Here is a 23,313-nt window from a genome sequence, read left to right on the forward strand (position 1 = left end):
TGCAAAGGTAAGCATAATAATACTATTTATCAATATAGCAAGCATTTGTTTGGTTTCGTTTAGATTAATTTACACCTTTACGGCTTTAATTTAGATTGTCCAAATTGGAAATATTTAAAACCAAAGCAGCGCTTAAGGCTTTTTTAAAACCTTTTAAAGCATCAGGTAAAAAAATAGCATTGGTACCTACCATGGGTGCTCTGCACAATGGCCATATATCATTGATAAAATTGGCTCAACAAAATGCCGATATCATTATCTGTAGCATTTTTGTAAATCCTACACAGTTTACAGATCCCAAAGATTTAGAAAAATATCCCCGCCCGATTGAGCATGATCTCGCTATGCTGGAGGCTGCAGGCTGCAATGCTGTGTTTATGCCAAATGTGGATGAAATGTATCCCAAAGGAGCAGATGAAGCCTGGCATATTGATTTAGGCAATGCCGAATTTTTGTTGGAAGGCGAATTTAGGAAAGGGCATTATCAAGGCGTAACGCAGATTGTAAAAAAACTGTTTGATGCCGTTGAACCAGATGTAGCCATGTTCGGTCAAAAAGATTTTCAGCAGGTTTTGATGATTAAAAACATGTTGGCTTATTTTAAACTGCCGATTTCGATCATCACCTGCCCCATTATTAGAGAAGACGATGGTTTGGCCATGAGCAGCCGGAATATCCATTTATCGGCCGATGACCGTTTACATTCTTTGGTGCTGAGTAAATCATTACAATTCGTCGTCGATCATTTTAATGAATATGCATTAACCGAATTGGAAGATAAGGCCAAAGCGTTTTACCATGATATTGATGGCGTTGAGCTCGACTATTTTACCATTGCCAATGGCGATACACTTGAGCCTGCCAAATCGAAAGAAGAAAACAATCTGGTTGCCCTGGTTGCCGCAAAAGTAGGCTCTACCAGGTTGATCGATAATATGATCATTAAATGATGTAAAATGGAAGATGTAATATGGGTGATAAACGCTGTCAACCATCATCCGTTTTCCATATTATATCTTCCGTTATTGAAACTCCAAACTGATTACTAACTTTGCCAAATGGTTATTACTATATTAAAATCGAAAATACACCGTGTTAGGGTAACACAAGCCGAATTAAATTATGTAGGCAGTATTACGATAGATGAAGATTTGATGGATGCAGCAAACATTATCGCTAATGAGAAGGTGCAGATTGTAAATAATAATAATGGTGCGCGTTTCGAAACCTATGTAATTAAAGGCGAACGCGGTACCGGAACCATCTGCTTAAATGGGGCAACGGCTCGTTTGGCGCAGCTTGGCGATATTCTGATCATTATGTCGTACGGCGCATTACCGATAGACGAAGCTAAAAAATATAATCCTATATTGGTGTTCCCTGATGATAACAACCACTTGCTAAAATAACCTTGTGACATTCGACCTCAAAACAGCGCTAAAGTACATCATCCTGTTTTTAATCGGGATAGGGGTACTATATTTAGCTTTTAGAGGTCAGGATTTAGGAAAGATCTGGCAGGAAATCAAAACCGCCAACTACTTTTGGGTAATTACTTCTGCATTTGCCGTATGGATTGCCCATGTGTTACGTGCTTTGCGTTGGCAAATGTTATACCAGTCCATCCATTATAAAGTGAGTTTCTGGAATGCTTACCATGCTGTTATGATCGGTTATCTGGCTAATCTGGCTTTGCCACGCTTCGGAGAAATTGGCCGTTGTTCGGTTATCCACAAAGCAGAAAAGGTACCCATGTTTGCTTCAATAGGCACCGTCATTACCGAACGGCTATTTGATGTGCTTGTACTCTTTCTCACTGCATTGGCGATGCTGATTTTTCAGCATGATATTGTGGCCGATTTTCTTTACGAAACCATTTATATTAATCTCACTAAAAAATTAAGTGCCATTAATTACTTATGGTTGGTTGGCATTGGTATATTTATGCTAGTACTTATTGCTATAGCAGTCTACTTGCTTCGCAAGAAATTCAGTAAAAAATTCTTGCGCACGTTTGTAAGCCTGCGCCAGGGATTTGGCTCCTACAGCAAGCTGAAACAAAAGGGATTATTTTTGACCTATACATTAGGAATATGGATTTTCTACTCACTTTCTATGTATTTTGCCTTTTCTTCTATAGAGGCTACTTCCGGATTGCATTTTAACGCTGCATTTACCGCCATTGTATTTTCTGGTTTTGCCATGGCAGCACCCGTTCAGGGCGGAATTGGTGTTTTCCATTGGATGGTTGCCCAATCGTTAGTGCTTTATGCCATTTCTTTTAAAGATGGTTTAGCCTATTCAACCATTATTCATTCTTCACAAGTACTGCTCATTCTGGTTTTGGGCAGTTTGAGCTTATGCAAAATCTTATTCAACAAAACGCAATAAGGTTTATCCGCCATGTTTTTGTTCTGATAAGCCCCCCTATTTAAAGGTATGATCTTAACCGATTAAAGAAAATTACATCGGATATATACAACAGGCTTTGTTCGGGTGCATGTCACAGCTCCGTCTGGGATCCGAAGCGGCTCCGAAGGGGATCCGTCTCAGCCCTTAGGTTGTCTATAGTTTTTCTCTTTGTTATACGGATATAACAATTTTGAATGAAGTAAAGAATCGTTAATGATCCGACAGGTTGCCTTGAGCATTATCCTTGCTTTATTCAAAAGTTAAATAGATAACTGATTTTCTTAGTCGGCCCTGTTCTCCTCATCGCTTTTTTTGTTTTCCTTAGTCTTGTAAGTCGAACTTCCAAAATTAAAGGTTAAACTAAAAACCAACCTTTGCGAAGCGAAATAGTGGTAGAAATCGTTATTGATAATACTTTTCTCTCTAAAAATAAGCCTTCTCTTGATATTGTCGAATGCATCGTAAAGCGTAAGTTTAGTATTAAGCCTGTTATTTAACCAGCTTTTTTGTACACCAAAATCAATTCCGTAAACCGGAGCAAAAATATAGAGGCCATTACCGCTTTTCGACTCGTAGGTATAACTTACATCCAGTAGCCAGTTTTTTAATGAAAAAACCTGACTACCATTAATTGTATAGCTATATACCGGTATTTCGTAGGTATTTCCAAAGTAAGGTGTGAGTTCCTTGTTGTAATAAAAAGTAATGTTGTTGTTCATCCGCCACCATTTGTTTATGGATATAGGGGCGCTGATTTGTAAGTTCGCAAATTTTCTGTAGGGAAGGTTTCTACCTAAAAAAATAAGCTCATTGGTTATTGGATTATATTCTGGATAACGGCTCATTGGATCTGTTTCTTTCCCTGCATTTAGCGAAATATTAAGGCTCTTTCTACTATAAGACAAAGCAACAAGATCAGTTGTGGAAGCTTGTAGGTAAGGATTGCCTATCCAGTAATGCCTGGGGCTATAATAAAAACGAAATGGGTTTAACATGGCAAAAGTTGGCCTGGTTAGCCGCCTGCTGTAACTGAAGCTAAGCTGTGAATTTTCGCTAATGGCATAAGTAATATTAAGGCTTGGGAGCCATTTTGTATACTTTTTTTCTGTAATGTTGCCGGTAGTGATCGAATTGGCTACGGTGCGCGTATACTCCGTTCTTAAGCTCAAGCTGTAATTAAATTTGTTCCACTGCGCATTGTAGGAAAGGTAACCCGCCCCAATGTATTCCTGGTAATGGAACTGGTTACTCCGGTTCGGATCGGGGTTAAAAACATCATTGGCTAAGGTATCATAACGGAGGTCGTTCTGAGTGGTGGTATGGGCAAATTTTCCACCAAATTCTAGTTTCCCGCTACCTATTTTTTGTGTGTAATCTGCCTGCGCAACACGGATCATAATCTCATTTTTAGAAGCTGTTTTCCAGTAGTTCATCAACTGATCGTTTAGTACATTGCGGTTTTGAATGTCTTCTGTTTGTCGGTTATCAATTTGGGCCAAAGAGGTCATGATATGGAGTTCGCTGTTCTTAAATTGTGCATCGTAATTGATTCCGCCTGAATAATTATATTGCTTGGGAACGGCATTGTTGTCGCTTTTAACAAGTGTAACCGTTTGATCTAAGTTATTGGTTTGAGTAAGCAGCTGATTGCCAGATACCGCATTTCTATCCATTTGGTAAGTGCGCATAAAAGCCTCCAGGTTTTGCCCTTTTTTCACCTCATAAGTTATTCTTGCCTGTGCGTTATAATTCTGATTGGAAGTAATGGTTCTGGTGTCGGTAGTCATGGCGTTGGTATTGGCTAGATACTGCAAAGAATAATACTTATAAAAGGTACTCCCACTGGTATTGCCTAATCTTAAATCGTAAACAAATCGACTTGTTTTAAGCAATAAGGATAGATTATTATCTAATAAACTGTAATTGTTCTGCTGAAAACGAGCGTTATAGCTGCCTTTTAAGCCTAAAGACTGGCTCCTCTTCAATTTTACATCAATAATTCCTTGGTATTCGCCATCATATTTGGAAGAGGGCTGGTTAATCATTTCAATCGATTCGACCATGTCAGACGATAAACTGCCTAGATAGGACAAGATCTCATCATTGTTCATGTTTACGGGTTTACCATCCACAAATAATGTTGGCGTTGCTCTGCTGGCCATTACCATGGTGCCATCCTGGTTAACCTGAAGGCCGGGCAGTTTCTTAAATACATCCAACAGATTAGAAGCCGATTTGAAAAATACATTGTTGGCAATACCGATTTTAATCTGGCCATTTTGTGTGCTAAAATTTGGCACTCCCCCTGTTATGGTTACTTCCTGGAGTAGGTTAACATCTTCGGCCATTAAAACATCGCCCAGATCTATTGTCGTTGTATTATTCTCGTTTATCAATAACTCTTTTTGTACTTTTTGATAGCCGGTTAAGGTAATGGCTAAAATGTAATTCCCATTTGGCAGATCTTTAAATTCGAATAAACCCGTAGTGTCGCTATTGGCATATTTGATCACCGTGGGCTGACCTTGATCTGTCAAAACCAAATTGGCAAGAGGTATAGCTTGCCTGGTTTTGTGATCAATTAGTTTTCCCCTAATAACCTGTGCGCTTAAAAATAGAGAGTTAAATAAGAATAGGCATAATAACAATGTCGATTTCATCTTCGTGTGTTTGGTTTTTATCGAATAAACCAAAACTAGAATAGAAGGATAGTGAAAAGGTTTTGAATCTCAGATTTGGGAGTTCGGAATTATAAAACGAGACCAGATTTAGTTTGATGAAACAACTAAAAGCTGTTCCTTGTACTGCATAGGGGTGGTTTGTTTATACTTTTTAAAAGCAGTGTAAAAAGTAGATTTGGAGTTAAAACCAACCTCATACCCAATCGCTTCGAGCTTAATGCCCTTATCGTTAACAATCAGTTCGCAAGCTTCGTTTATCCTAAATCCGTTAATATAGGCTGCAAAACTTTTGCCTAAATTATCGTTCAGCAATTGCGAAAGCTGGTGACCTGAAATGTTAATTTTTTTGGCAAGATCATTTAATTTAAGATCGGGGTTCTTATAAAGTTCTTCTCCCAAAATAATTTTCTGCAGTCTGTCCGTTAGTGCCGTGGCTTGTTCTTCGGTTATCTTCTTGTTGGCATAACGCACCAAATCCTGATTGTCGGAAAAAAGATTGCTGGTTTTCCTCCTGCTAATAAAAAGGAATGTATTTAGGTAGAGAACGGCCGAGAAAAACAAAGCCCCGCTGATGCAGTGGCCATTGAAAAACGAGAAGATCGGTAATTTAAACGCTACCGGAACGATGATATTACCGATTAATACAGATAACAACAGCCGCTCAGTTGTAGAGATTTTTTCTCCTTTACTGAAAAATTTAACAAAAACATTTCTAAGCAACCAGGCCGACAGTATTATATAAACTGTAAATTGCATAGAGATTACGCTACCCATGTAATTTTCCCACACCCCGGGTTCGCTGCCGTAAGGTGCAATAATGCTGGCCATTACAATTGCCAAGACCCAAAAGAGATAAGTTCCTTTTTGTAAAGCTGTATTCTTTGCGTCTTGTCCTAATGCTGATTGAATAAAATAAAAAAGTGATGGACCAACCAATGAGCTTCCCAAAATACCAATTTGGATATAGATGCCAGGTAAAGCCGGATAGAAATAAAAGAGAAGTGATTTGCTAATCTTTAAACAAAGAGAAAAAAGCAAAAGCCCAAGAAAAAAAGAAGCTGTAGATTTTGGTTTTTTGAAGAATAACAAATAAGCACTAATGATAAAACCATTAAATGCGCCCAGGGCACTAAAGAAAAATAATATTTGCTGCCCTAGGTTCATTTAACAAAAATAATAATCTTACCTTAACACAAAGCCTATTATTGTTAATACTTTCATTTTCATTTTAACTGGGATCATTTTTTAAAAATTGATTTAATAAATCATAAAAGTAACTCGAGACAAAATAAATTGCTATGCAGCCATAGTAATTTCGATCAGAAATGCTACATTTGATTTACTAACCTTTTATACATAAATGTTATGCATTTTGAATTAAGTGAAGAACAGTTAATGATCCAGCAGGCTGCCCGCGATTTTGCGCAGCAAGAATTAAAGCCTGGAGTAATCGAACGTGATGAACATCAAAAATTTCCTGCCGAGCAAGTGAAGAAACTTGGAGAACTTGGTTTCTTGGGCATGATGGTGAGCGAAAAATATAACGGTAGCGGACTAGATGCCATTTCTTACGTTTTGGTAATGGAAGAGCTTTCTAAAGTTGATGCTTCTGCTTCTGTAGTGGTTTCGGTAAACAATTCGTTGGTTTGCTACGGATTGGAAGCGTATGGTAACGAAGCCCAAAAAGAAAAATATTTAAAGCCATTGGCTGCTGGAGAAAAAATCGGCGCTTTCTGTTTATCGGAGCCCGAGGCCGGATCTGATGCCACCTCGCAACGCACTACTGCGGAAGATAAAGGCGATTATTATTTGTTAAACGGCACCAAAAACTGGATTACAAACGGCAGTACCGCATCAACTTATCTGGTAATTGCGCAAACACATCCCGAATTAAGGCATAAAGGGATCAATGCTTTTATTGTGGAGAAAGGAACGGAAGGTTTTACCATCGGACCAAAAGAAAATAAATTGGGCATACGCGGATCTGATACGCATTCTTTAATGTTTAATGACGTTAAGGTGCCTAAAGAAAATAGAATTGGTGAAGATGGTTTCGGCTTTAAGTTTGCCATGAAAACGCTGGAAGGAGGCAGGATCGGTATTGCGGCTCAGGCTTTGGGTATAGCACAGGGAGCCTTCGAGTTGGCCACGCAATATGCCAAAGAACGTAAATCTTTCGGGAAACCAATTGCAGAGCATCAGGCCATCGCTTTTAAACTGGCCGATATGGCTACCCAAATTGAAGCGGCCAGGTTATTGGTGTATAAAGCCGCATGGTTAAAAGATCAGGGGCAGCCCTATACCCAGGCAGGTTCTATGGCGAAGTTATTTGCCTCTAAGGTGGCGATGGATGTAACCATTGAAGCCGTACAGGTGCATGGTGGTTATGGTTTTGTAAAAGAATACCACGTAGAGCGTTTGATGCGCGATGCTAAAATTACCCAGATTTACGAGGGTACTTCTGAAATTCAGAAAATGGTGATTTCGAGGGAAGTGATCCGTTAGTTGTGAGCCTGGAGTTGGGAGCTTGGAGTTGTTAATCCAAGCTCCCAACTCAAAACTCCGCTTTAAGTTTAAGCGCAATGCACTCCAAACGCCAAACTCAAGACTCCCGACTTAATCCTTCTCTCCTACCACAGCACTGAACACTGCTTTAATCAAGGCTACAACGATAGCTAAGAAAGCCGCGGCGATAAATCCTGAAGTATTAAAAGAGGTCATCATGTTGTCTACCAATAAAATCATTAAAACGGTAATGATAAACGATACCAATCCAAGCGTTAAGAAATTAACGGGAAATGTTAATAGTCTTAAAATGAACCCGATTGTTGAGTTTGCCAGTGCAACCAATACTGCAGCAATAATGGCTGTAGTATAACTATCAACATGTACACCCGGTACTATTCGTGCGCCAATAAAAAAGGCTAATCCCATCAAAAGGATTTCGATAATAAATCTCATAATTGTTTATTTTTGTAAATGTTTAAATGTTTTTTTAAATACCTGGCTGTAATTGCTGTTGTCCTATTCGCCCTTTCATGTTCGAATACAAACAACAAACCAATCATTAAGTTTTCTAGAGATAGTTTATCAATAATAATTAAAAATATTGATGAGGCAAGCCTCTTACAAGTTAAAAATGCTTATCAGGCTAATGCAGATACACTTAATCTGATTTCAGTTTTAATAAAACCTGGCGATCTGGACAGTATACAGGATGAGCTGGAAATGCCCGGAAAGATTAAAGTTAGTGGCGATTCAGTAATCTTTAGTCCTGATCAGCCCTTTGTAAAAGGGAAAGATTATGTAGTGGAAAGTTATATAGGTGTAAAGTTTGCAACGGTGGGAAACCTTATTTCGGGTAATGCCAAGCATAACTTACAGGCACAAAGACAAACACTTAAGCGGTAATAATCAGCATAATAATTACAGTAACTGTTTGATTTTTCCTAAAAATTTACTACATTTGCATCGTAATCGAAGAAAAGAGAAGGGGACAGTGTCCCCTTTTTCTATGAAATCAGGTTAAAATATGCAGGTAGAAAAGAGAGTTGCAGCCCTCGTTGAGGAAAAAATAGCAGATCGGCCAGAACTGTTTTTGGTTGAAGTAAGAATGTTGCCAAACAATAAATTAATTATTCATGTTGATGGCGACGAAGGCATTAGCATCCAGGATTGTGTGGCCATAAGCAGGCATGTTGGTTTTCATCTTGAAGAAGAAAATGCAATAGAACAGGCTTATAATTTAGAAGTTTCTTCACCTGGTGTTGGTGAACCGTTAAAATTAATCCGTCAATACAATAAAAATATTGGCCGTACAGTGAGTATTAAACTGAAAGAAGGATTAAAAAAAGAAGGAAAACTTCTGGAAGTAACAGAAGATAAACTGCTGATTGAAGAATCGGTTAAAGAAAAAGGGAAAAAGGCGGTAACAATTCAAACAGTTGTACCGTTTAATGATATATTAGAAACAAGTGTGTTAATTTCATTTAAGTAAAAATGAGTACTACAACAATTAATTTGATCGACTCTTTCCAAGAGTTTAAAGATTTCAAAAATATAGATCGCCCAACGGTGATCAGTGTGCTGGAAGAAGTTTTCCGTAGCATGTTGCGTAAAAAATACGGAACAGACGAGAACTGTGATGTTATCGTGAATCCAGATAACGGAGATTTGGAGATCTGGAGAACGAGAAAAGTAATGGAAGATGGCTTTTCTGAGGATGATGATTTAGAGATCGAGCTTGCTGAAGTTTCTAAATTAGACAGCACTTTAGAAGTTGGCGATGATTATATCGAACAGATTACCTTGGAAAGTTTTGGCCGTAGAGCAATTTTAGCTGCACGCCAGACTTTGGTTTCTAAAGTATTGGAATTAGAGAAAGACGAGATTTTCAAAAAATATAAAGATAGAGTAGGCGAAATCGTAACCGGTGAAGTTTACCAGGTGTGGAAAAAAGAAACTTTGGTTTTAGATGATGAAGGTAACGAACTTTTAATGCCTAAAACAGAGCAGATTCCTGCAGATTATTTCAAAAAAGGCGATTCTGTAAGAGCAGTAATCTCTAAAGTAGAAATGATCAACGCGAATCCGAAAATTATCATTTCAAGAACAGCACCAGAATTTTTACAACGCCTGTTCGAACAGGAAGTTCCCGAAATTTTCGATGGTTTAATCACCATCAAAAAAATTGTACGTGAACCAGGAGAACGGGCAAAAGTTGCGGTTGAATCGTACGATGACCGTATTGATCCGGTTGGCGCATGTGTGGGGATGAAAGGATCCCGTATCCATGGTATCGTTCGCGAATTGAAAAACGAAAACATTGACGTGATTAACTTCACTAATAATGTTTCATTATACATTACCCGTGCTTTAAGCCCGGCAAAAATCACTTCTATTAAATTGGATGATGAAACCAAACATGCATCGGTTTACTTAAAACCAGATCAGGTTTCATTGGCCATCGGACGTGGCGGACACAACATTAAATTGGCAGGTAAATTAACCGGTTTTGAAATTGATGTGTACCGTGAAGCCGGAGAAGAGAGTGATGAGGATGTAGATTTAGAAGAATTCTCAGATGAGATTGATAGCTGGATCATTGATGAATTAAAGGCTATCGGATGCGATACTGCAAAGAGTGTATTAGCACTTACAGTGGAAGATTTAGTGAAACGCACCGACCTTGAAGAGGAAACCATTAAAGAAGTGGTTCAAATTTTGAAGTCAGAATTTGAATAAGTGGTGTAATTGCCAAATAAACACTACTTTTGTATTAAATAAAAAACAATAACAGGAGCTAAATGTCAGACGACAAACCAATCATTTTAATTAAAGCTATTAAAGAACTTAATATAGGCATGGGTACGGCCGTTGAGTTTTTAAACAAAAAGGGGTTCTCTGCCGAGAAAAGCCCTATGTTTAAACTTACGGGAGACATGTATAATGCCTTGTTGAAAGAGTATCAGGGAGATAAGATCGTAAGAGAAGAAGCCAAACAAATAGTGATTGGTAAAATACGTCGTGATGAGCCTGAGACTGAAAAGCCAGTAGAAGCGCCGAAGAAGAATACCGATTTTGAGAAAAATGAAGAGATTTTAATAAAAAATGCTCAATCATTTACACCTCCGGCGGTAGAGAAACCAAAGGTGGTTGAAACACCTAAGGTAGAAACGCCAGCGCCAACACCAGCACCACCTGCGGCAGCAGTAGAGCCAGTAAAAGAAACTAAGGCAGAAGATAAGGTTGAAGAAACTGGATTGCCAGGTGTTAAAATTGTAGGAAAGATCGATTTAAATGATCTGAACTCAAAAACACGTCCGGTTAAGAAAGAAGAATCGCCTGCTGCACCAGCACCGGTTGCTAAAGCACCTGAGCCAGTAAAACCAGTTGAACAACCTAAAGTTGAGGAAAAACCGGTTGAGGTTAAAAAAGAAGAAACACCTGCTACACCAGCACCTGTTGTAGAACCTCCAGTGGTTAAGGCACCAGAGCCTGTGAAAGCAGTTGAACAACCGAAAGTGGAAGAAAAACCAGCTGAAGTAAAACCGGTTAGCAATGAGCCAGAGGTAATTAAAGCACGTACCGTTAAATTAACTGGTCCGAATATTATTGGTAAAATTGTTTTACCAACAGTTCCGGATAGAAGAAACGGTCCGGTAGCGTCATCTAGCGATAGTGAAGCAGCTAAACGTAAACGTAAACGCAAAAAAACTCCAGGAGCACCAGGCCAGCCAGGTCAACACGGTGGTCAAGGCCAGCAAGGACAGAATAATCCTGCAGGTCAAGGCCAGGGACAAGGTCAAACTGGTACGCCAGGGCAACCGCGTACACCTTATCAAGGCAACCGGCCAGGTGGCGGTACGCCATACCAGGGTAACCGGCCAGCCGGACAGGGTGGAACTCCTTATCAGGGAAATAGAAACAACAATAATAACAGACCAGGTTTCCAAAATAGAAATGCTACACCAAGCGGACCTAAAGAAGAACCTACTGAGAAAGAAATTCAAGATCAGATTAAAGCAACACTTGCCCGTTTAAGTGGGGCAGGTAAATCTGGTAAATTTGCACAGCGTGCTAAATTACGTCGTCAGAAACGTGATGATGTAGCTTATAATGCAGAGGAGGCAGCAAATGAGCTTGAATCGCAATCGAAAATATTAAAAGTAACAGAATTTGTTACGGCTAATGAGTTAGCGAGCATGATGGATGTGCCGGTTACCAAAATTATTGGTACTTGTATGAGCCTTGGAATGTTCGTTTCCATTAACCAGCGTTTAGATGCTGAAACCTTAACTATCGTTGCTGACGAATTTGGTTACGAAATTCAATTCGTGAAACCAGATGAGGATGAAGAAAACGTAATAGAAGAGGAAGATGCAGTAGAAGATTTAATCGAAAGAGCTCCGGTTGTTACGATTATGGGTCACGTCGATCACGGTAAAACTTCATTGCTGGATTATATCCGTAAAGCAAATGTGGTTGCTGGTGAGGCGGGTGGTATAACCCAGCACATTGGTGCTTACATGGTAACTACGCCAACAGGTAAAAAAGTAACTTTCTTAGATACGCCAGGTCACGAGGCCTTTACAGCGATGCGTGCACGTGGTGCTAAGGCTGCCGATATTGCCATTATCGTTATTGCTGCGGATGATGCAGTGATGCCTCAAACAAAAGAGGCAATTAATCACGCACAGGCAGCAGGTGTACCATTGGTATTTGCTTTCACTAAAATTGATAAACCAGGTGCCAACTCAGATAAAGTGCGTGAGCAACTATCGGTAATGAACATTTTGGTTGAAGATTGGGGTGGTAAATATCAGTCGCAGGAAATTTCAAGCAAAAGCGGTTTAAATGTTGATTTACTTTTAGATAAAGTATTATTAGAGGCTGAATTATTAGAACTGAAAGCAAATCCGAATAAGAGAGCTACAGGTACTGTAATTGAGTCGGCATTAGATAAAGGACGTGGTATTGTAACAACGGTATTAGTTCAGGCCGGTACGTTAAGAGTTGGAGATCCAATCCTGGCAGGTAGTTACAGCGGACGTGTAAAAGCGTTAACCAACGAACGTGGTGCTAAAGTTGAATCAGCAGGACCATCACAACCCGTACAGGTTTTGGGTATGCAAGGTGCACCTACAGCAGGCGATCGATTTAATGCTTTAGAAAGTGAAACTGAAGCACGTGATATTGCAAACAAACGTATGCAGTTACAACGTGAGCAGGGATTACGTACACAGAAACACATTACTTTGGATGAGATCGGTCGTCGTTTGGCTATCGGTAACTTTAAAGAGCTTAACATCATTGTTAAAGGTGATGTGGATGGTTCGATCGAGGCATTAGCCGATTCATTATTGAAACTGTCTACTGAGCAGATCCAGATCAATATCATCAGTAAAGGTGTTGGTCAGATTTCAGAATCCGATGTATTGTTGGCTTCGGCTTCAGATGCGATTATTATCGGTTTCCAGGTTCGTCCATCAACAGGTGCACGTAAACTTGCTGAAGCAGAGCAGATCGATATCCGTTTATATTCCATCATTTACGATGCAATCAATGAGATTAAATCGGCAATGGAAGGTATGTTGGATCCAGAATTTGAAGAGAAAATTGTTGCTAACGTTGAGATTCGTGAGACTTTCAAAATTACTAAAGTGGGTACCATTGCAGGTTGTATGGTACTAGATGGTAAGATAACCCGTAACAGCAAGATCCGTATCGTAAGAGATGGTGTTGTAGTATACACAGGTGAATTGGCATCCTTAAAACGCTTTAAAGATGATGTGAAAGAGGTTAATAAAGGTTATGAATGTGGTTTAAACATTCAGAACTTTAACAACATCGAAGTTGGCGATATCGTAGAAGCTTACGAGCAAGTAGAAGTAGCTAGAAAACTGTAATGGTTTTTAAGATATAGAATTTAAAGTGGCCTCAAAAAGGCCACTTTTTTTATGTTCACAATATTTTAATCTTAAAAATATCGGTATTTGTATATGATATTTATCATTATCGAAGGCCGTTTGCATGATGTATTCGATTGACGAACAAGTAAATTAGCATACAGCATCAATAATATTGGAGCTCTTTTAATTGGATAGAAATTATTTTGTTCTTTCTAAAATCAGACTGGATGATGATCTCGTGGATTGGGATATCATATAATTCGGCGATTTTGTTTAGTTGCGATAATGAAAAATCTACTTCATTGTTTTCCCACTTTCTGTAGGCAACCCTGCTGATTCCGATTACATCAGCAACGTATTGCTGTGTATAATTGTACTTGTCTCTATACCTTTTTAAGCTGGTCCCTATATCTAACATTTTGAGAAGCCTTAATTTAATGTATTTTTTATTGTATATTTCTGTATATTTAATAAATACAAATAATGTTTTGGGATTGTCAAATTTAGTAAATAAAATAAGTAATTTTTGTAGTATTAAAATTTTTTATAAAAAATTAATCATATTAGATAAATCATTGCATTTTATTTAAACTTTAACTTTTAAAAATTGAAAATTTACAACATAACAGATGCGCTATATCCTAAAAGGATAAAGGTTATTATTATTTTATTTATCGCAGTAACTTACATAGGCTGTAAAAAGGATAAGCATGCCGATCTAAATGAAGAAATTGTTTCACCAACTACCGGAACAAGAACTGAATTTACACTTGATTCTATTTTTCTCTATGCAAAACAGATTTATTTATGGAATGATGCTTTGCCTGATTATAGCGGTTTTGCGCCCAGAGCAAAATATGGCACTGTTGAACCCGGATTTAGTGCTTTTAAAAACGAGCTTTTTGATATTTCTCAAATTAAACTAAATCATGCAACTGGCAAGCCATTTGAAATGCCATACTATAATAACACACCAAAATATTCTTATCTGCAGTTAGGTAGAACAAGCGGAGGTATCCATGCTGGTATAGCCGATGGTGAAGCTGTATTGGCTAAAAGTACTAAAGCTCTCCTAAATTGCAGCTTTATGATTTTTATTCACCTCAATTAGGCCATATTTTTACTGTTGATGCTAATTTTCCTGCAAAGAATCCTGGAGTTTGGCGTCGCATTATAAATGATCCAATTTATGTTTATGAAAGTCAGGTTGCTGGATCCGTACCTTTATATATCGTGCAACATAGAACTAGCTCGGTATATTGTTTAACAAGAGATAATACTATTGATCTTGATATATGGGCTCCTACTAATTATCCTATCGTTTATGCGTACGAAAACCAAGCAGAAGGAACTGCACCTGTATATCAATACTATCACCCAAATAAACTCGGCGATGGATACTTTTACGATTTTACGCATAATCCCACCGGAAATGGCTGGATTGAAAACACAGTGAAGTTTTATGCATTTCGGAATACTGATTAGAAAATGTTAGTCTGTAATATTTTACGTACATAAATGTTAAAAGAGCCTTAACTTATTGTTGAGGCTTTTTTTTTATAGACATTTGTCAGCTCAACTACTATAGCCATTTAATCAATATAAACTAGTGAAAGAAACAGTCCCTGAAAAAAAGAATTTTGATTTTGTTGATACTATTAGGTGCATCTCCATGATAGGAATAGTTCTTGAACATAATCCTGCCGTTGGAAATGATATCTATTCGAATACCTTCGACACATTTATCGGTGCATCATTTATTCAGCTTTTCAAATTTAGTACAATTGCTTTCTTCTTAATTGGTGGCTTTTTAATAAACTATAAGTTCCAGGAATATAATTCCCTACAGTATTTAAAAAATAGGTTTAAGAATACAATAAGGCCCTGGTTGTTTTGGGTTTCTGTATTTATGGTGCTTACAATTATAGATCGATATGTCGCTTACCGCAAAGGTGGGGATGGGCTGTTGGTCACTCATTTTTTCCAGTATTTTTTAGGGTTATTAAATCACGCACTATTTTATACAACTTATTGGTTTATATTAAATTTTCTAATTTGCATTACTATTTTACTAATATTTAAGAAGTATTTATATAGGATTTGGTTTGGTGTTATTTTAGGATGTATTTCAATTGTATATAGTATTAATTTATATCATGGCTGGTTTATTACGTTACACTCAGCTGCCTTATTTGGATTTATTTTTTACCTATGGCTAGGCGTTTATTTAAATAAGTATTACGATAAGATTATCGTCTTTTTAAATAAAACTCCATGGTACCTATTGATATTATTAGGAATGATGTCATTCGGGTTTGCTATTGCTGAATCATTTAAATTATTAGATCTTGGCTCAAAAGATGCTTATAATACACTACGTATTTCGAATATTTTATATTCTTTCGTTATTTTTTCAATTCTTCTCAAAATTGGAAATATACCAACTCTACAAGAGAAACTTCAACCAAGAAAAACAACATTTGGCATTTATTTAATCCATTATTTATTAATCAGTAGGTTTTTACCATTAATATTTCAACCACTGAAATTGGATTACGAACATTTATCAATTTGGACAAATACTGCAATCCTTTTAATTAGATTTTTAATTACTTATTCGTTGAGTTTTATCATAACTTCTTTAATTTTAAAAACGAGATTAAGATGGGCCGTTGGGCAATAATCTGATAATGAAATTCTTTCCATTCATTTGTAGTTTAGTGCTTATCTAGTTTTTTCTTAATCTGGAAGGAAATTGTACTGATTTGAATAGAAATGTAAGGTAAATATTTTGACATAAGTTGATACATTTGCATTAAATTGGCAGATATAAAATTTTATTTTATAAAAGCTATTATAAATTAGCACAAAATTTAAATAAATAGTTACTATTTACGATGGAGGAAATTAGCGTGGGAGCCACACAACCAGTGATTCTACTTACAGGATGCATAAACCCTGAGGGAATGACTTTTACAAAGTTGCAAAATCCCGAAACGAGAAGACTCCAATACATTGAAACTATTAACTTTTATCTGGACAATACGAATAACCTTATTGTTTTTGTTGAAAACTCAGGGATTGATATATCTGAAATATTTCAAAACTCAGCTCATAGAGAAAGATTAGAAGTTATTACTTTTTTTGGAAATAGCTTTGATAAACGTTTAGGGAAAGGTTATGGAGAAATGATAATTCTAAAACATGCTTTTCAACATTCAAGGTTTATAGGAACAAATAATAGTATTTGTAAGATAACAGGCCGATACAAAGCTTTAAACATTAAGTCAATATTAAAGACTTATGAAAAATATAAGTGTAATGTTATGGTAGACTTACTTTGTCAATTAAAATATTCCGATTCTAGGATATTTATCGCTGATAATACTTTTTTTACTGATTTCTTATTTTCAACTATAGACTTGATTAATGATAGCGAAGGCTACTATTTAGAGCATGCACTAAATAGAGCTGTATTATTCTCTATAATGGAAGGGAAATATTCATATTTACCCTTTAAATATAAACCTAGATTAAAAGGCCAGTCAGGTACAGATAACCTAAATTATGATTATTCTTTTTCTTACTGGTTTCCCCTTAATATTAAACAAATTATTCGGTTTAAAGTATTTTCGAGGAAATTGGAAATTAAATTCTCTAATTGATAAAATTATAACTTATTCCATTTATTCTTTTAAAAATTGAAGGTCTCTATTATAACAATTAATTATAACAATATAAATGGTTTAGAAAAAACTATTGAATCTGTTATCAACCAAACCCATAATGATATTGAATACTTAATTATTGATGGTGGATCTAATGATGGAAGCGTTGAGATCATTAAACAATATGCTGAAAAGATAAATTATTATGTAAGTGAGAAAGATGGTGGTATTTATAATGCAATGAATAAAGGGATAAATAAAGCAACTGGCGATTACTTTCTTTTTATTAATAGCGGGGACAGTCTTATTGATTCAAATATCTTGACTGAAATAATGAGTGAAAATAGAGTAGAAGATCTAATTTATGGAAACCTACTTCTTTTTGATGCAGAAAAACAATGGACTTGGAACTTACCTGATAAATTAACGTTTAGAGACTTTTATAATTCTACAATTCCGCATCCTGGCACCTTCATTAAACGCGAACTATTTAATAAAGTTGGTTTATATGATGAAACATTAAAAATTGTATCAGATTGGAAATTTTTTCTCTTAGCATTAACTAAGTATAGTGCAAGCTATGTGCACATAAATAAAATAATTACTAAATATAGCTATGATGGAATAAGCTCTCGAGAAGAAAACTTTAGGAAAATTGACGCAGAAAGGTATGAGGTATTAAGAAGGGAGTTCAATTTTATGTTAGATGATTATTTAGAGCTTGAAAAGCTTTCTTCAGAAATGAAAAAGATAAAAAACTTTCTAAAAATCAGAAAGTTTTTCAAATCACTATTTAATAAATAGTTCTGTTGTACTTTTCACAATTAATAGTAAACAATTTAATGTAAAAGGCTTAATTTGAATGAAGTAGCAATTCATGCATTATTTAGTGTTCTTCTTTTACAAATATTGCAACATAATCTTCAAATTGCCTAGTAATATTTGAAGATTAATTATTCTTTGATTTCTGTAATCAGTAAGATGTTTTAGCCATTCTATTTTTAATGAAAAAAAGTATATTATTTATCACCCAGCATTTAGGCAGAACTGGATCAGAAATGGTACTTTGGTATTTGTTAAAGGATTTAGATCCTAATAAATATTCAATTACACTTTTTTGTAAAAGTCAAGGTGAGATGTTTGACTCTTTACCTTCTCATATCGAAAAGCATATTATGTATAAATACAGCCCTAAAAAGTGGTTGCGATTTTACAGAAAGCTTATTAAATTCTTTGGCGTAAATCCAATCCAACATCAATTAAATGTTATTCAACAAAGAAGTAAAGCAGATGTATGGTTTGTAAATACAGTTGCTTTCCCTGAAATATTTGAAATTGATAAGCCAAAGAATGTAAAATTCTTTACTTATGTTCACGAACTATTATATGCTTTTAGCGAGATTAAACGCACTACGCTCGAAAAAGCCATAGCTTATTCTGATGTTTGCATTGGCTGTTCTGATGTTGTTTGTAATGCATTATTTCCAATACATCAATTTGTGGAAAAGCAATATAGCTTTATAGATACAGATACGATAAAAATTGATACAAAAGTAGTAGATAAGCTAAAAGAACTGCACGATATTTTGCCAACGGATTTTGTTTGGGTTGTTTCTGGGGGAACAAAATATATGAAAGGATTCGATTTGGTATTACCTATCTTAGATAGGTTCAGCAATCAAAATATTAAGATATTATGGCTTGGTAGCGAGGTTAAAAATGGACTGACTTATTACGTAAAACATATTGCAGATGAAAAGTATCCAGGTAGACTAATATGTATTGGTGCCGAAGCCGCAAATTATTATAACTATATGGCTATAGCTAATGGTTTTCTATTGTTGTCAAGAGAAGAAACATTTTCGTTAGTAATGTTAGAGGCTGCCTATCTTCAAATCCCAATTGTAGCTTTTAATGTAGGTATTGCTGCCAACTTTGTAAAAAATGAAATGGGTTTTGTAGCATATAATAATACGCTGGAGGAGATGGTAGATGGGATGGTTAGAATTCATGAGCATAGCTCTATTAATAAAGAAAAGTTAAGAGATGAGGCTATGAGATTTAGTAAAAATGAACAGTTGCCAAAATTCGAACAACTTTTGGAAAGGATCATTTAATTTCAAGTCTCCTGAATTGCTATCATATTCACTCTCTGTACAATCAAATTTATCTATTTAAAAACTTATGCTTTATAGTTTTTAAAAATGATTTTTTATTTAAATTATTTTTACTTGTATAATAATTTGGCTTATTGATGTAAAGTGCATATCCATTATGTTTTAGCACGGAGTAGTACTTTTCTAATAATTGTTTTAAATCAGGGCGCATATTTGCTGTGAATAAGGCCCATTTGGAAATTTCAGATGGGTTTTGATAATCCCAGCCACTATAGTGGAAAAAACACAATGGAGTTGTTCCATTTACAGAAAAAATGCCCTCATGTTCTAAAATGTGCCGTTCATGTAAATTCCAATAAGCTACATTCATTCCTGGACTATTTTCTATGAATACGTTTTTAAAGTACAATGGGACAAGATTTAACCATAATTGCTCTCCATAAAATCCTCTTTTAAAATCGTATATACACTCCTTAACTGATCTTTCTCTTAGCCATGAAATATAAGAGTCAGTTTCTTTAGATTTTTTCAATTTAAAAAAGCCACCATTATATAACCCTGCATTTAATACTTCTAGCTCTTGGCGTTTCATGTTAATATCTGGCGGATGTGTAAAGTGAGGTGTAATTACAATGTCACCATTATTTAGTGTACTATACGGTAGTTCCCCAAAAAAGTAAGTATCAGAATCACAAAAAATAACCTGATCGATATTTTCCTGATTCAAAAAATGCCTTGCAAATAATACTTTTGAGCTGTTAGCCAACTGCATGGGATTATAATTTTGTGTAATGAAGTCAAATTCTTCAACACCGAGCTCATGAAGTTGAAGAATTGGATATTTTTTCATCAAATTGTTTGTCCCAATTTCATCTTTATCCAAATAATCTGCAAGGCATATGCAAAACTCAAACTCTGGGTGGAATAACTTAGCTGAATCTAAGAGTGATACAGCAAAAGGCAGGTAATTCGTAGTGACAACTGTAAAAAATAAGGTCATTTCAAAAATTGTTTATCAAGTTTTTTATAGCAGATTTCCTTTTCATAATTGAGGCTAAAAGCATCCGATGCATTTTCTGCCTGTTTTTTATATTCCGATTCGTCTGTAAGTAGTTTTATGATATTCTTTCCAAATTCAACAGGATCATCACTCACTAAACATCCGTTGTTAGTTTTGTCGATCAGCCCATCAATGCCTCTGGTATTGCAAACTATGGGTAAGCCATAAGATAATGCTTCTACTACTTTTATTTTGGTTCCTGTGCCCGTTAACATTGGACATAGGGCTACTTTGGCATTTTGGTAATAGGTTGATAGGTCTTCCGCAAAGTTTACAGAAACAATATTAGGTGCTTTTATAGAAAGATGCTCATTTATCTGTCCAATAACGCATATCTGAATATTGCTTGGTAACAATGGATATACCTCGTTAAAAAACCAATTGGCCGACTTTTGATTGTGTATATTATCGCTTGCCACATAGATCAGATCAAACGGTTTTTCTTTAATAGGATGAAGGTTTTCTGGTTTATCCAGCATCATTGGGGCCAACACCACCTTGTTTTTGCAAAATTGACTAAAGATATATTGTTCTTCTACAGAAATGGCTAAAGCAATATCGAATAAAGAAATTCTCCTGATTTCTTCTTTAAAAGATTGGCCGATATTATTCCTTTTTTGAAGTTGAGCAGTTATAAAGTCGTGTGTATCAATTATTTTTATAGATTTTTTTATGAGGGGGTTGTTCTCTACCAATGTAGCCCAACTGGCATAGTTGATAAAAATGTAATCGTAATCGTTGTTTTTTAAAATTTTTTTGAAAGCCCTCTTAAACCTTAAGGTTACCAATTCGGGGAATTGAAGTGGAAAGAACCAGGCCTTATTTTGATAGAAAAAATTTGGCAGTTTATAAAAAAGGAGATAATAAAGTATGTTCTTTTTAGAAGGTTTTTTTTTAATGACATAAGTATTATTGGCCAGACCTGATTGCTCAAATGCTTTAATATCTGTCTCGTTCCAACGTCCGGTAAAATACTCGCTTACAAAATCAATTTCAAAATTTCTTGATTTAAAATAGCTTAACATACTTAAAGCCCTGGTTCTATTGCCCGCGTTTTTTTTTAGCGGATTATCGGGCATAAAAAATAATACTCTCCTCATCTAGATATTTAGTCGTTAAAGGCCTGCATGTCAATTAAACGCCTGTATAAGCCATTTTTATTCATTAACTCATTATGGCTTCCGGTTTCTACTACACTACCTTTATCTATCACCACAATTTTATCGGCATGCTGTATCGTACTTAATCGGTGCGCAATTACAATTGAGGTACGGTTTTTCATCAGGTTATTTAAGGCATCCTGCACTAATTTTTCAGATTCTGTGTCTAATGCTGAAGTGGCCTCGTCTAACAACATGATTGGAGGATTAGCCAATACTGCTCTTGCAATACAAACGCGTTGTTTTTGTCCTCCTGAGAGTTTATTGCCCCTGTCACCAACAAAAGATTGATAGCCATCTTCTGTATTTTCGATAAAATCGTGTGCATTTGCAATTTTTGCTGCGGCAACAACCTCTTCCATTGTAGCACTTGGTTTTGCAAATGCAATGTTATTAAAAATGGTGTCATTAAATAGAAAAGATTCTTGATTCACGGTGCCCATTTGTGCCCTGATGCTTTCAACAGTAAGGTCCCTATAATCATGCCCGTCAATTTTTATTATGCCCGATTTTGGATCATGAAAACGCGGAATTAGATCCATTAATGTACTTTTTCCACCACCAGAGGGACCCACAAGTGCTACGGTTTGCCCTTTATCAATATCGAAAGTTATCGAGTTCAGAATCTGTTTTTCTCCATAACTGAATGATACATCCTGAAAGGTGATTTTGCTGTTAAAGCCATCAAGTACTTCAGCATCTGGCTGATTAACCAACAATGGCTTAGTATCAATAAGGTCTAAAACACGTTCACCTGCTGCGATTCCGGAATGGATTCCGCTAAAAGAGTCTGTTAATGCTTTCGCTGGGCGCATTACCTGAGAAAAAATAGCGATGTAAGCGATAAAATCTGATGCAGTTAAGGCATTTTTATCGTTGTGCAAAATTAATGATCCACCATACCAAACGATGATCGAAATCATTAAAACGCCGAGAAATTCAGAAACAGGTGAGCCAAGCTGTTGGCGTCTAACCATTTTTCGGGTTAAGTTAGAATAGTATATGTTTTCCTGGTTAAATTTGTCTTTAATTCGCTCTGTAGAATTAAAGGCCTTTATAATTTTGATCCCGCTTAACGCTTCGTCTAAAAAGCCGATCATTTTGGCAAAAGATTCGTGAGATTCTTTAGCCTGTTGCTTTAACCTTTTTACAATTTTACTGATAATAAATGCAGAAATTGGGATTACCAATAACGAAAACAGGGTAAGCTTGGCGGATATATTAAATAAAAGGACAACATACACGATTAGTGTCACAGGTTCTTTAAAAACAACCTGAAGGGTATTGGTTACGGTAAATTGAACCACTTGTACATCAGAGGCTACTTTAGAAATAATATCACCTTTTCTTTCATTGTTAAAATACCCCACATGAAGATTCATCACATTGTTAAATACCTGCTTTCTAAAGTTTAGCAATGTATGCACTCTTAAATCTTCCATGTAGCGTTGAGAAAAATACCTGAACAGGTTGGAAAGCAATACAGATATCACAATGATAATGCAAATATACATTAGCGTAGTTTCTATGGTATTAACCTTGATGGAGTGGTTAACAAAATCTCTTAATTTGCCCAGTAAGCTAAATGAAGAAGCAGCTTTGTCTGTTAAGCTTGGCGTTTGGCAAGCTTGCTTGTTCGCATTTAAGAGTGTTTCGAATAATGGCGATAACAATGCCAGGTTAAAGGTTCCGAATAGAATAGAAAGCAGGGTGGCAATAACATAAGGTATTGCAAACTTTTCAATTGGCTTGGCAAATGATAATAAACGAAAATAAGTTTTCATTAAGTATTGTATATATAACG

Annotated in this window: 21 protein-coding genes; 14 read left to right on the top strand and 7 right to left on the bottom strand. The window is 36.0% G+C overall.

Annotated features, from left to right (window positions below):
- Positions 1 to 104 precede the first annotated feature (104 nt).
- From panC to R2S57_RS19390, 3 genes are all read left to right on the top strand, one after another.
- Positions 105 to 950, top strand: a complete 846-nt coding sequence (gene panC, locus R2S57_RS19380) for a pantoate--beta-alanine ligase (RefSeq protein ID WP_316846592.1) — start codon at positions 105 to 107, stop codon at positions 948 to 950.
- 108 nt (positions 951 to 1,058) lie between these two features.
- Positions 1,059 to 1,409: an aspartate 1-decarboxylase gene (gene panD / locus R2S57_RS19385; RefSeq protein ID WP_316846593.1), complete on the top strand. Its 351-nt coding sequence runs from the start codon at positions 1,059 to 1,061 to the stop codon at positions 1,407 to 1,409.
- A gap of 4 nt (positions 1,410 to 1,413) precedes the next feature.
- On the top strand, positions 1,414 to 2,391 hold the full coding sequence (locus R2S57_RS19390) for a lysylphosphatidylglycerol synthase transmembrane domain-containing protein (RefSeq protein WP_316846594.1): 978 nt from the start codon (positions 1,414 to 1,416) through the stop codon (positions 2,389 to 2,391).
- A 302-nt stretch (positions 2,392 to 2,693) separates the two neighbouring features.
- On the opposite strand, the gene R2S57_RS19395 is transcribed toward R2S57_RS19390, so the two are convergent.
- Together R2S57_RS19395 and R2S57_RS19400 are read right to left on the bottom strand one after the other, a co-directional pair.
- On the bottom strand, positions 2,694 to 5,072 hold the full coding sequence (locus R2S57_RS19395) for a TonB-dependent receptor domain-containing protein (protein ID WP_316846595.1): 2,379 nt from the start codon (positions 5,070 to 5,072) through the stop codon (positions 2,694 to 2,696).
- Positions 5,073 to 5,180: 108 nt separating this feature from the next.
- Positions 5,181 to 6,257, bottom strand: a complete 1,077-nt coding sequence (locus R2S57_RS19400) for a helix-turn-helix domain-containing protein (RefSeq protein WP_316846596.1) — start codon at positions 6,255 to 6,257, stop codon at positions 5,181 to 5,183.
- A gap of 201 nt (positions 6,258 to 6,458) precedes the next feature.
- Here R2S57_RS19400 and R2S57_RS19405 point away from each other — a divergent pair, with 201 nt between their 5' ends.
- On the top strand, positions 6,459 to 7,598 hold the full coding sequence (locus R2S57_RS19405) for an acyl-CoA dehydrogenase (RefSeq protein ID WP_316846597.1): 1,140 nt from the start codon (positions 6,459 to 6,461) through the stop codon (positions 7,596 to 7,598).
- Positions 7,599 to 7,709: 111 nt separating this feature from the next.
- On the opposite strand, the gene R2S57_RS19410 is transcribed toward R2S57_RS19405, so the two are convergent.
- Positions 7,710 to 8,054, bottom strand: a complete 345-nt coding sequence (locus tag R2S57_RS19410) for a phage holin family protein (RefSeq protein WP_316846598.1) — start codon at positions 8,052 to 8,054, stop codon at positions 7,710 to 7,712.
- 18 nt (positions 8,055 to 8,072) lie between these two features.
- Between R2S57_RS19410 and R2S57_RS19415 the strand changes: the two genes are divergently transcribed.
- From R2S57_RS19415 to infB, 4 genes are all read left to right on the top strand, one after another.
- The gene (locus R2S57_RS19415) at positions 8,073 to 8,504 is read left to right on the top strand and encodes a hypothetical protein (protein ID WP_316846599.1); all 432 of its coding nucleotides are present in this window, start codon (positions 8,073 to 8,075) and stop codon (positions 8,502 to 8,504) included.
- 121 nt (positions 8,505 to 8,625) lie between these two features.
- A complete protein-coding gene (rimP, locus tag R2S57_RS19420; protein WP_316846600.1) occupies positions 8,626 to 9,090 on the top strand; it encodes a ribosome assembly cofactor RimP in 465 nt (154 codons plus the stop codon).
- Positions 9,091 to 9,092: 2 nt separating this feature from the next.
- Positions 9,093 to 10,337: a transcription termination factor NusA gene (gene nusA / locus R2S57_RS19425; protein ID WP_316846601.1), complete on the top strand. Its 1,245-nt coding sequence runs from the start codon at positions 9,093 to 9,095 to the stop codon at positions 10,335 to 10,337.
- 62 nt (positions 10,338 to 10,399) lie between these two features.
- Entirely contained in the window at positions 10,400 to 13,501 is a 3,102-nt protein-coding gene (gene infB / locus R2S57_RS19430; protein ID WP_316846602.1) for a translation initiation factor IF-2, read from the top strand.
- 166 nt (positions 13,502 to 13,667) lie between these two features.
- Here infB and R2S57_RS19435 read toward each other — a convergent pair whose 3' ends face one another.
- Positions 13,668 to 13,922, bottom strand: a complete 255-nt coding sequence (locus R2S57_RS19435; RefSeq protein WP_316846603.1) for a helix-turn-helix transcriptional regulator — start codon at positions 13,920 to 13,922, stop codon at positions 13,668 to 13,670.
- A gap of 189 nt (positions 13,923 to 14,111) precedes the next feature.
- On the opposite strand from R2S57_RS19435, the gene R2S57_RS19440 reads away from it, so the two are divergent.
- From R2S57_RS19440 to R2S57_RS19465, 6 genes are all read left to right on the top strand, one after another.
- The gene (locus R2S57_RS19440) at positions 14,112 to 14,615 is read left to right on the top strand and encodes a hypothetical protein (protein ID WP_316846604.1); all 504 of its coding nucleotides are present in this window, start codon (positions 14,112 to 14,114) and stop codon (positions 14,613 to 14,615) included.
- A complete protein-coding gene (locus tag R2S57_RS19445; RefSeq protein WP_316846605.1) occupies positions 14,582 to 14,989 on the top strand; it encodes a hypothetical protein in 408 nt (135 codons plus the stop codon). Before R2S57_RS19440 ends, R2S57_RS19445 begins: the two co-directional genes overlap by 34 nt.
- Positions 14,990 to 15,113: 124 nt before the next feature.
- Positions 15,114 to 16,187 (top strand): acyltransferase, encoded by a 1,074-nt coding sequence (locus R2S57_RS19450; protein ID WP_316846606.1) that lies wholly within the window; start codon positions 15,114 to 15,116, stop codon positions 16,185 to 16,187.
- A 214-nt stretch (positions 16,188 to 16,401) separates the two neighbouring features.
- Complete coding sequence (locus R2S57_RS19455; protein WP_316846607.1) at positions 16,402 to 17,169, top strand: hypothetical protein; 768 nt, start codon at positions 16,402 to 16,404, stop codon at positions 17,167 to 17,169.
- Between the two features lie 36 nt (positions 17,170 to 17,205).
- Positions 17,206 to 17,976, top strand: a complete 771-nt coding sequence (locus R2S57_RS19460) for a glycosyltransferase family 2 protein (RefSeq protein ID WP_316846608.1) — start codon at positions 17,206 to 17,208, stop codon at positions 17,974 to 17,976.
- Positions 17,977 to 18,176: 200 nt separating this feature from the next.
- Positions 18,177 to 19,289 (top strand): glycosyltransferase family 4 protein, encoded by a 1,113-nt coding sequence (locus tag R2S57_RS19465; protein WP_316846609.1) that lies wholly within the window; start codon positions 18,177 to 18,179, stop codon positions 19,287 to 19,289.
- 49 nt (positions 19,290 to 19,338) lie between these two features.
- Here the strand turns inward: R2S57_RS19465 and R2S57_RS19470 are convergent, their stop codons facing one another.
- From R2S57_RS19470 to R2S57_RS19480, 3 genes are read right to left on the bottom strand one after another with little or no spacing between them, the layout of a single operon-like run.
- On the bottom strand, positions 19,339 to 20,289 hold the full coding sequence (locus tag R2S57_RS19470) for a glycosyltransferase (protein ID WP_316846610.1): 951 nt from the start codon (positions 20,287 to 20,289) through the stop codon (positions 19,339 to 19,341).
- Positions 20,286 to 21,449: a glycosyltransferase family 4 protein gene (locus tag R2S57_RS19475; RefSeq protein WP_316846611.1), complete on the bottom strand. Its 1,164-nt coding sequence runs from the start codon at positions 21,447 to 21,449 to the stop codon at positions 20,286 to 20,288. The genes R2S57_RS19470 and R2S57_RS19475 overlap by 4 nt, the downstream gene beginning before the upstream one ends.
- 8 nt (positions 21,450 to 21,457) lie before the next feature.
- Positions 21,458 to 23,293: an ABC transporter ATP-binding protein gene (locus tag R2S57_RS19480; protein ID WP_316846612.1), complete on the bottom strand. Its 1,836-nt coding sequence runs from the start codon at positions 23,291 to 23,293 to the stop codon at positions 21,458 to 21,460.
- Positions 23,294 to 23,313: the final 20 nt, after the last annotated feature.

Source organism: Pedobacter psychrodurus (assembly GCF_032678585.1).
Lineage (GTDB): Bacteria > Bacteroidota > Bacteroidia > Sphingobacteriales > Sphingobacteriaceae > Pedobacter > Pedobacter psychrodurus_A.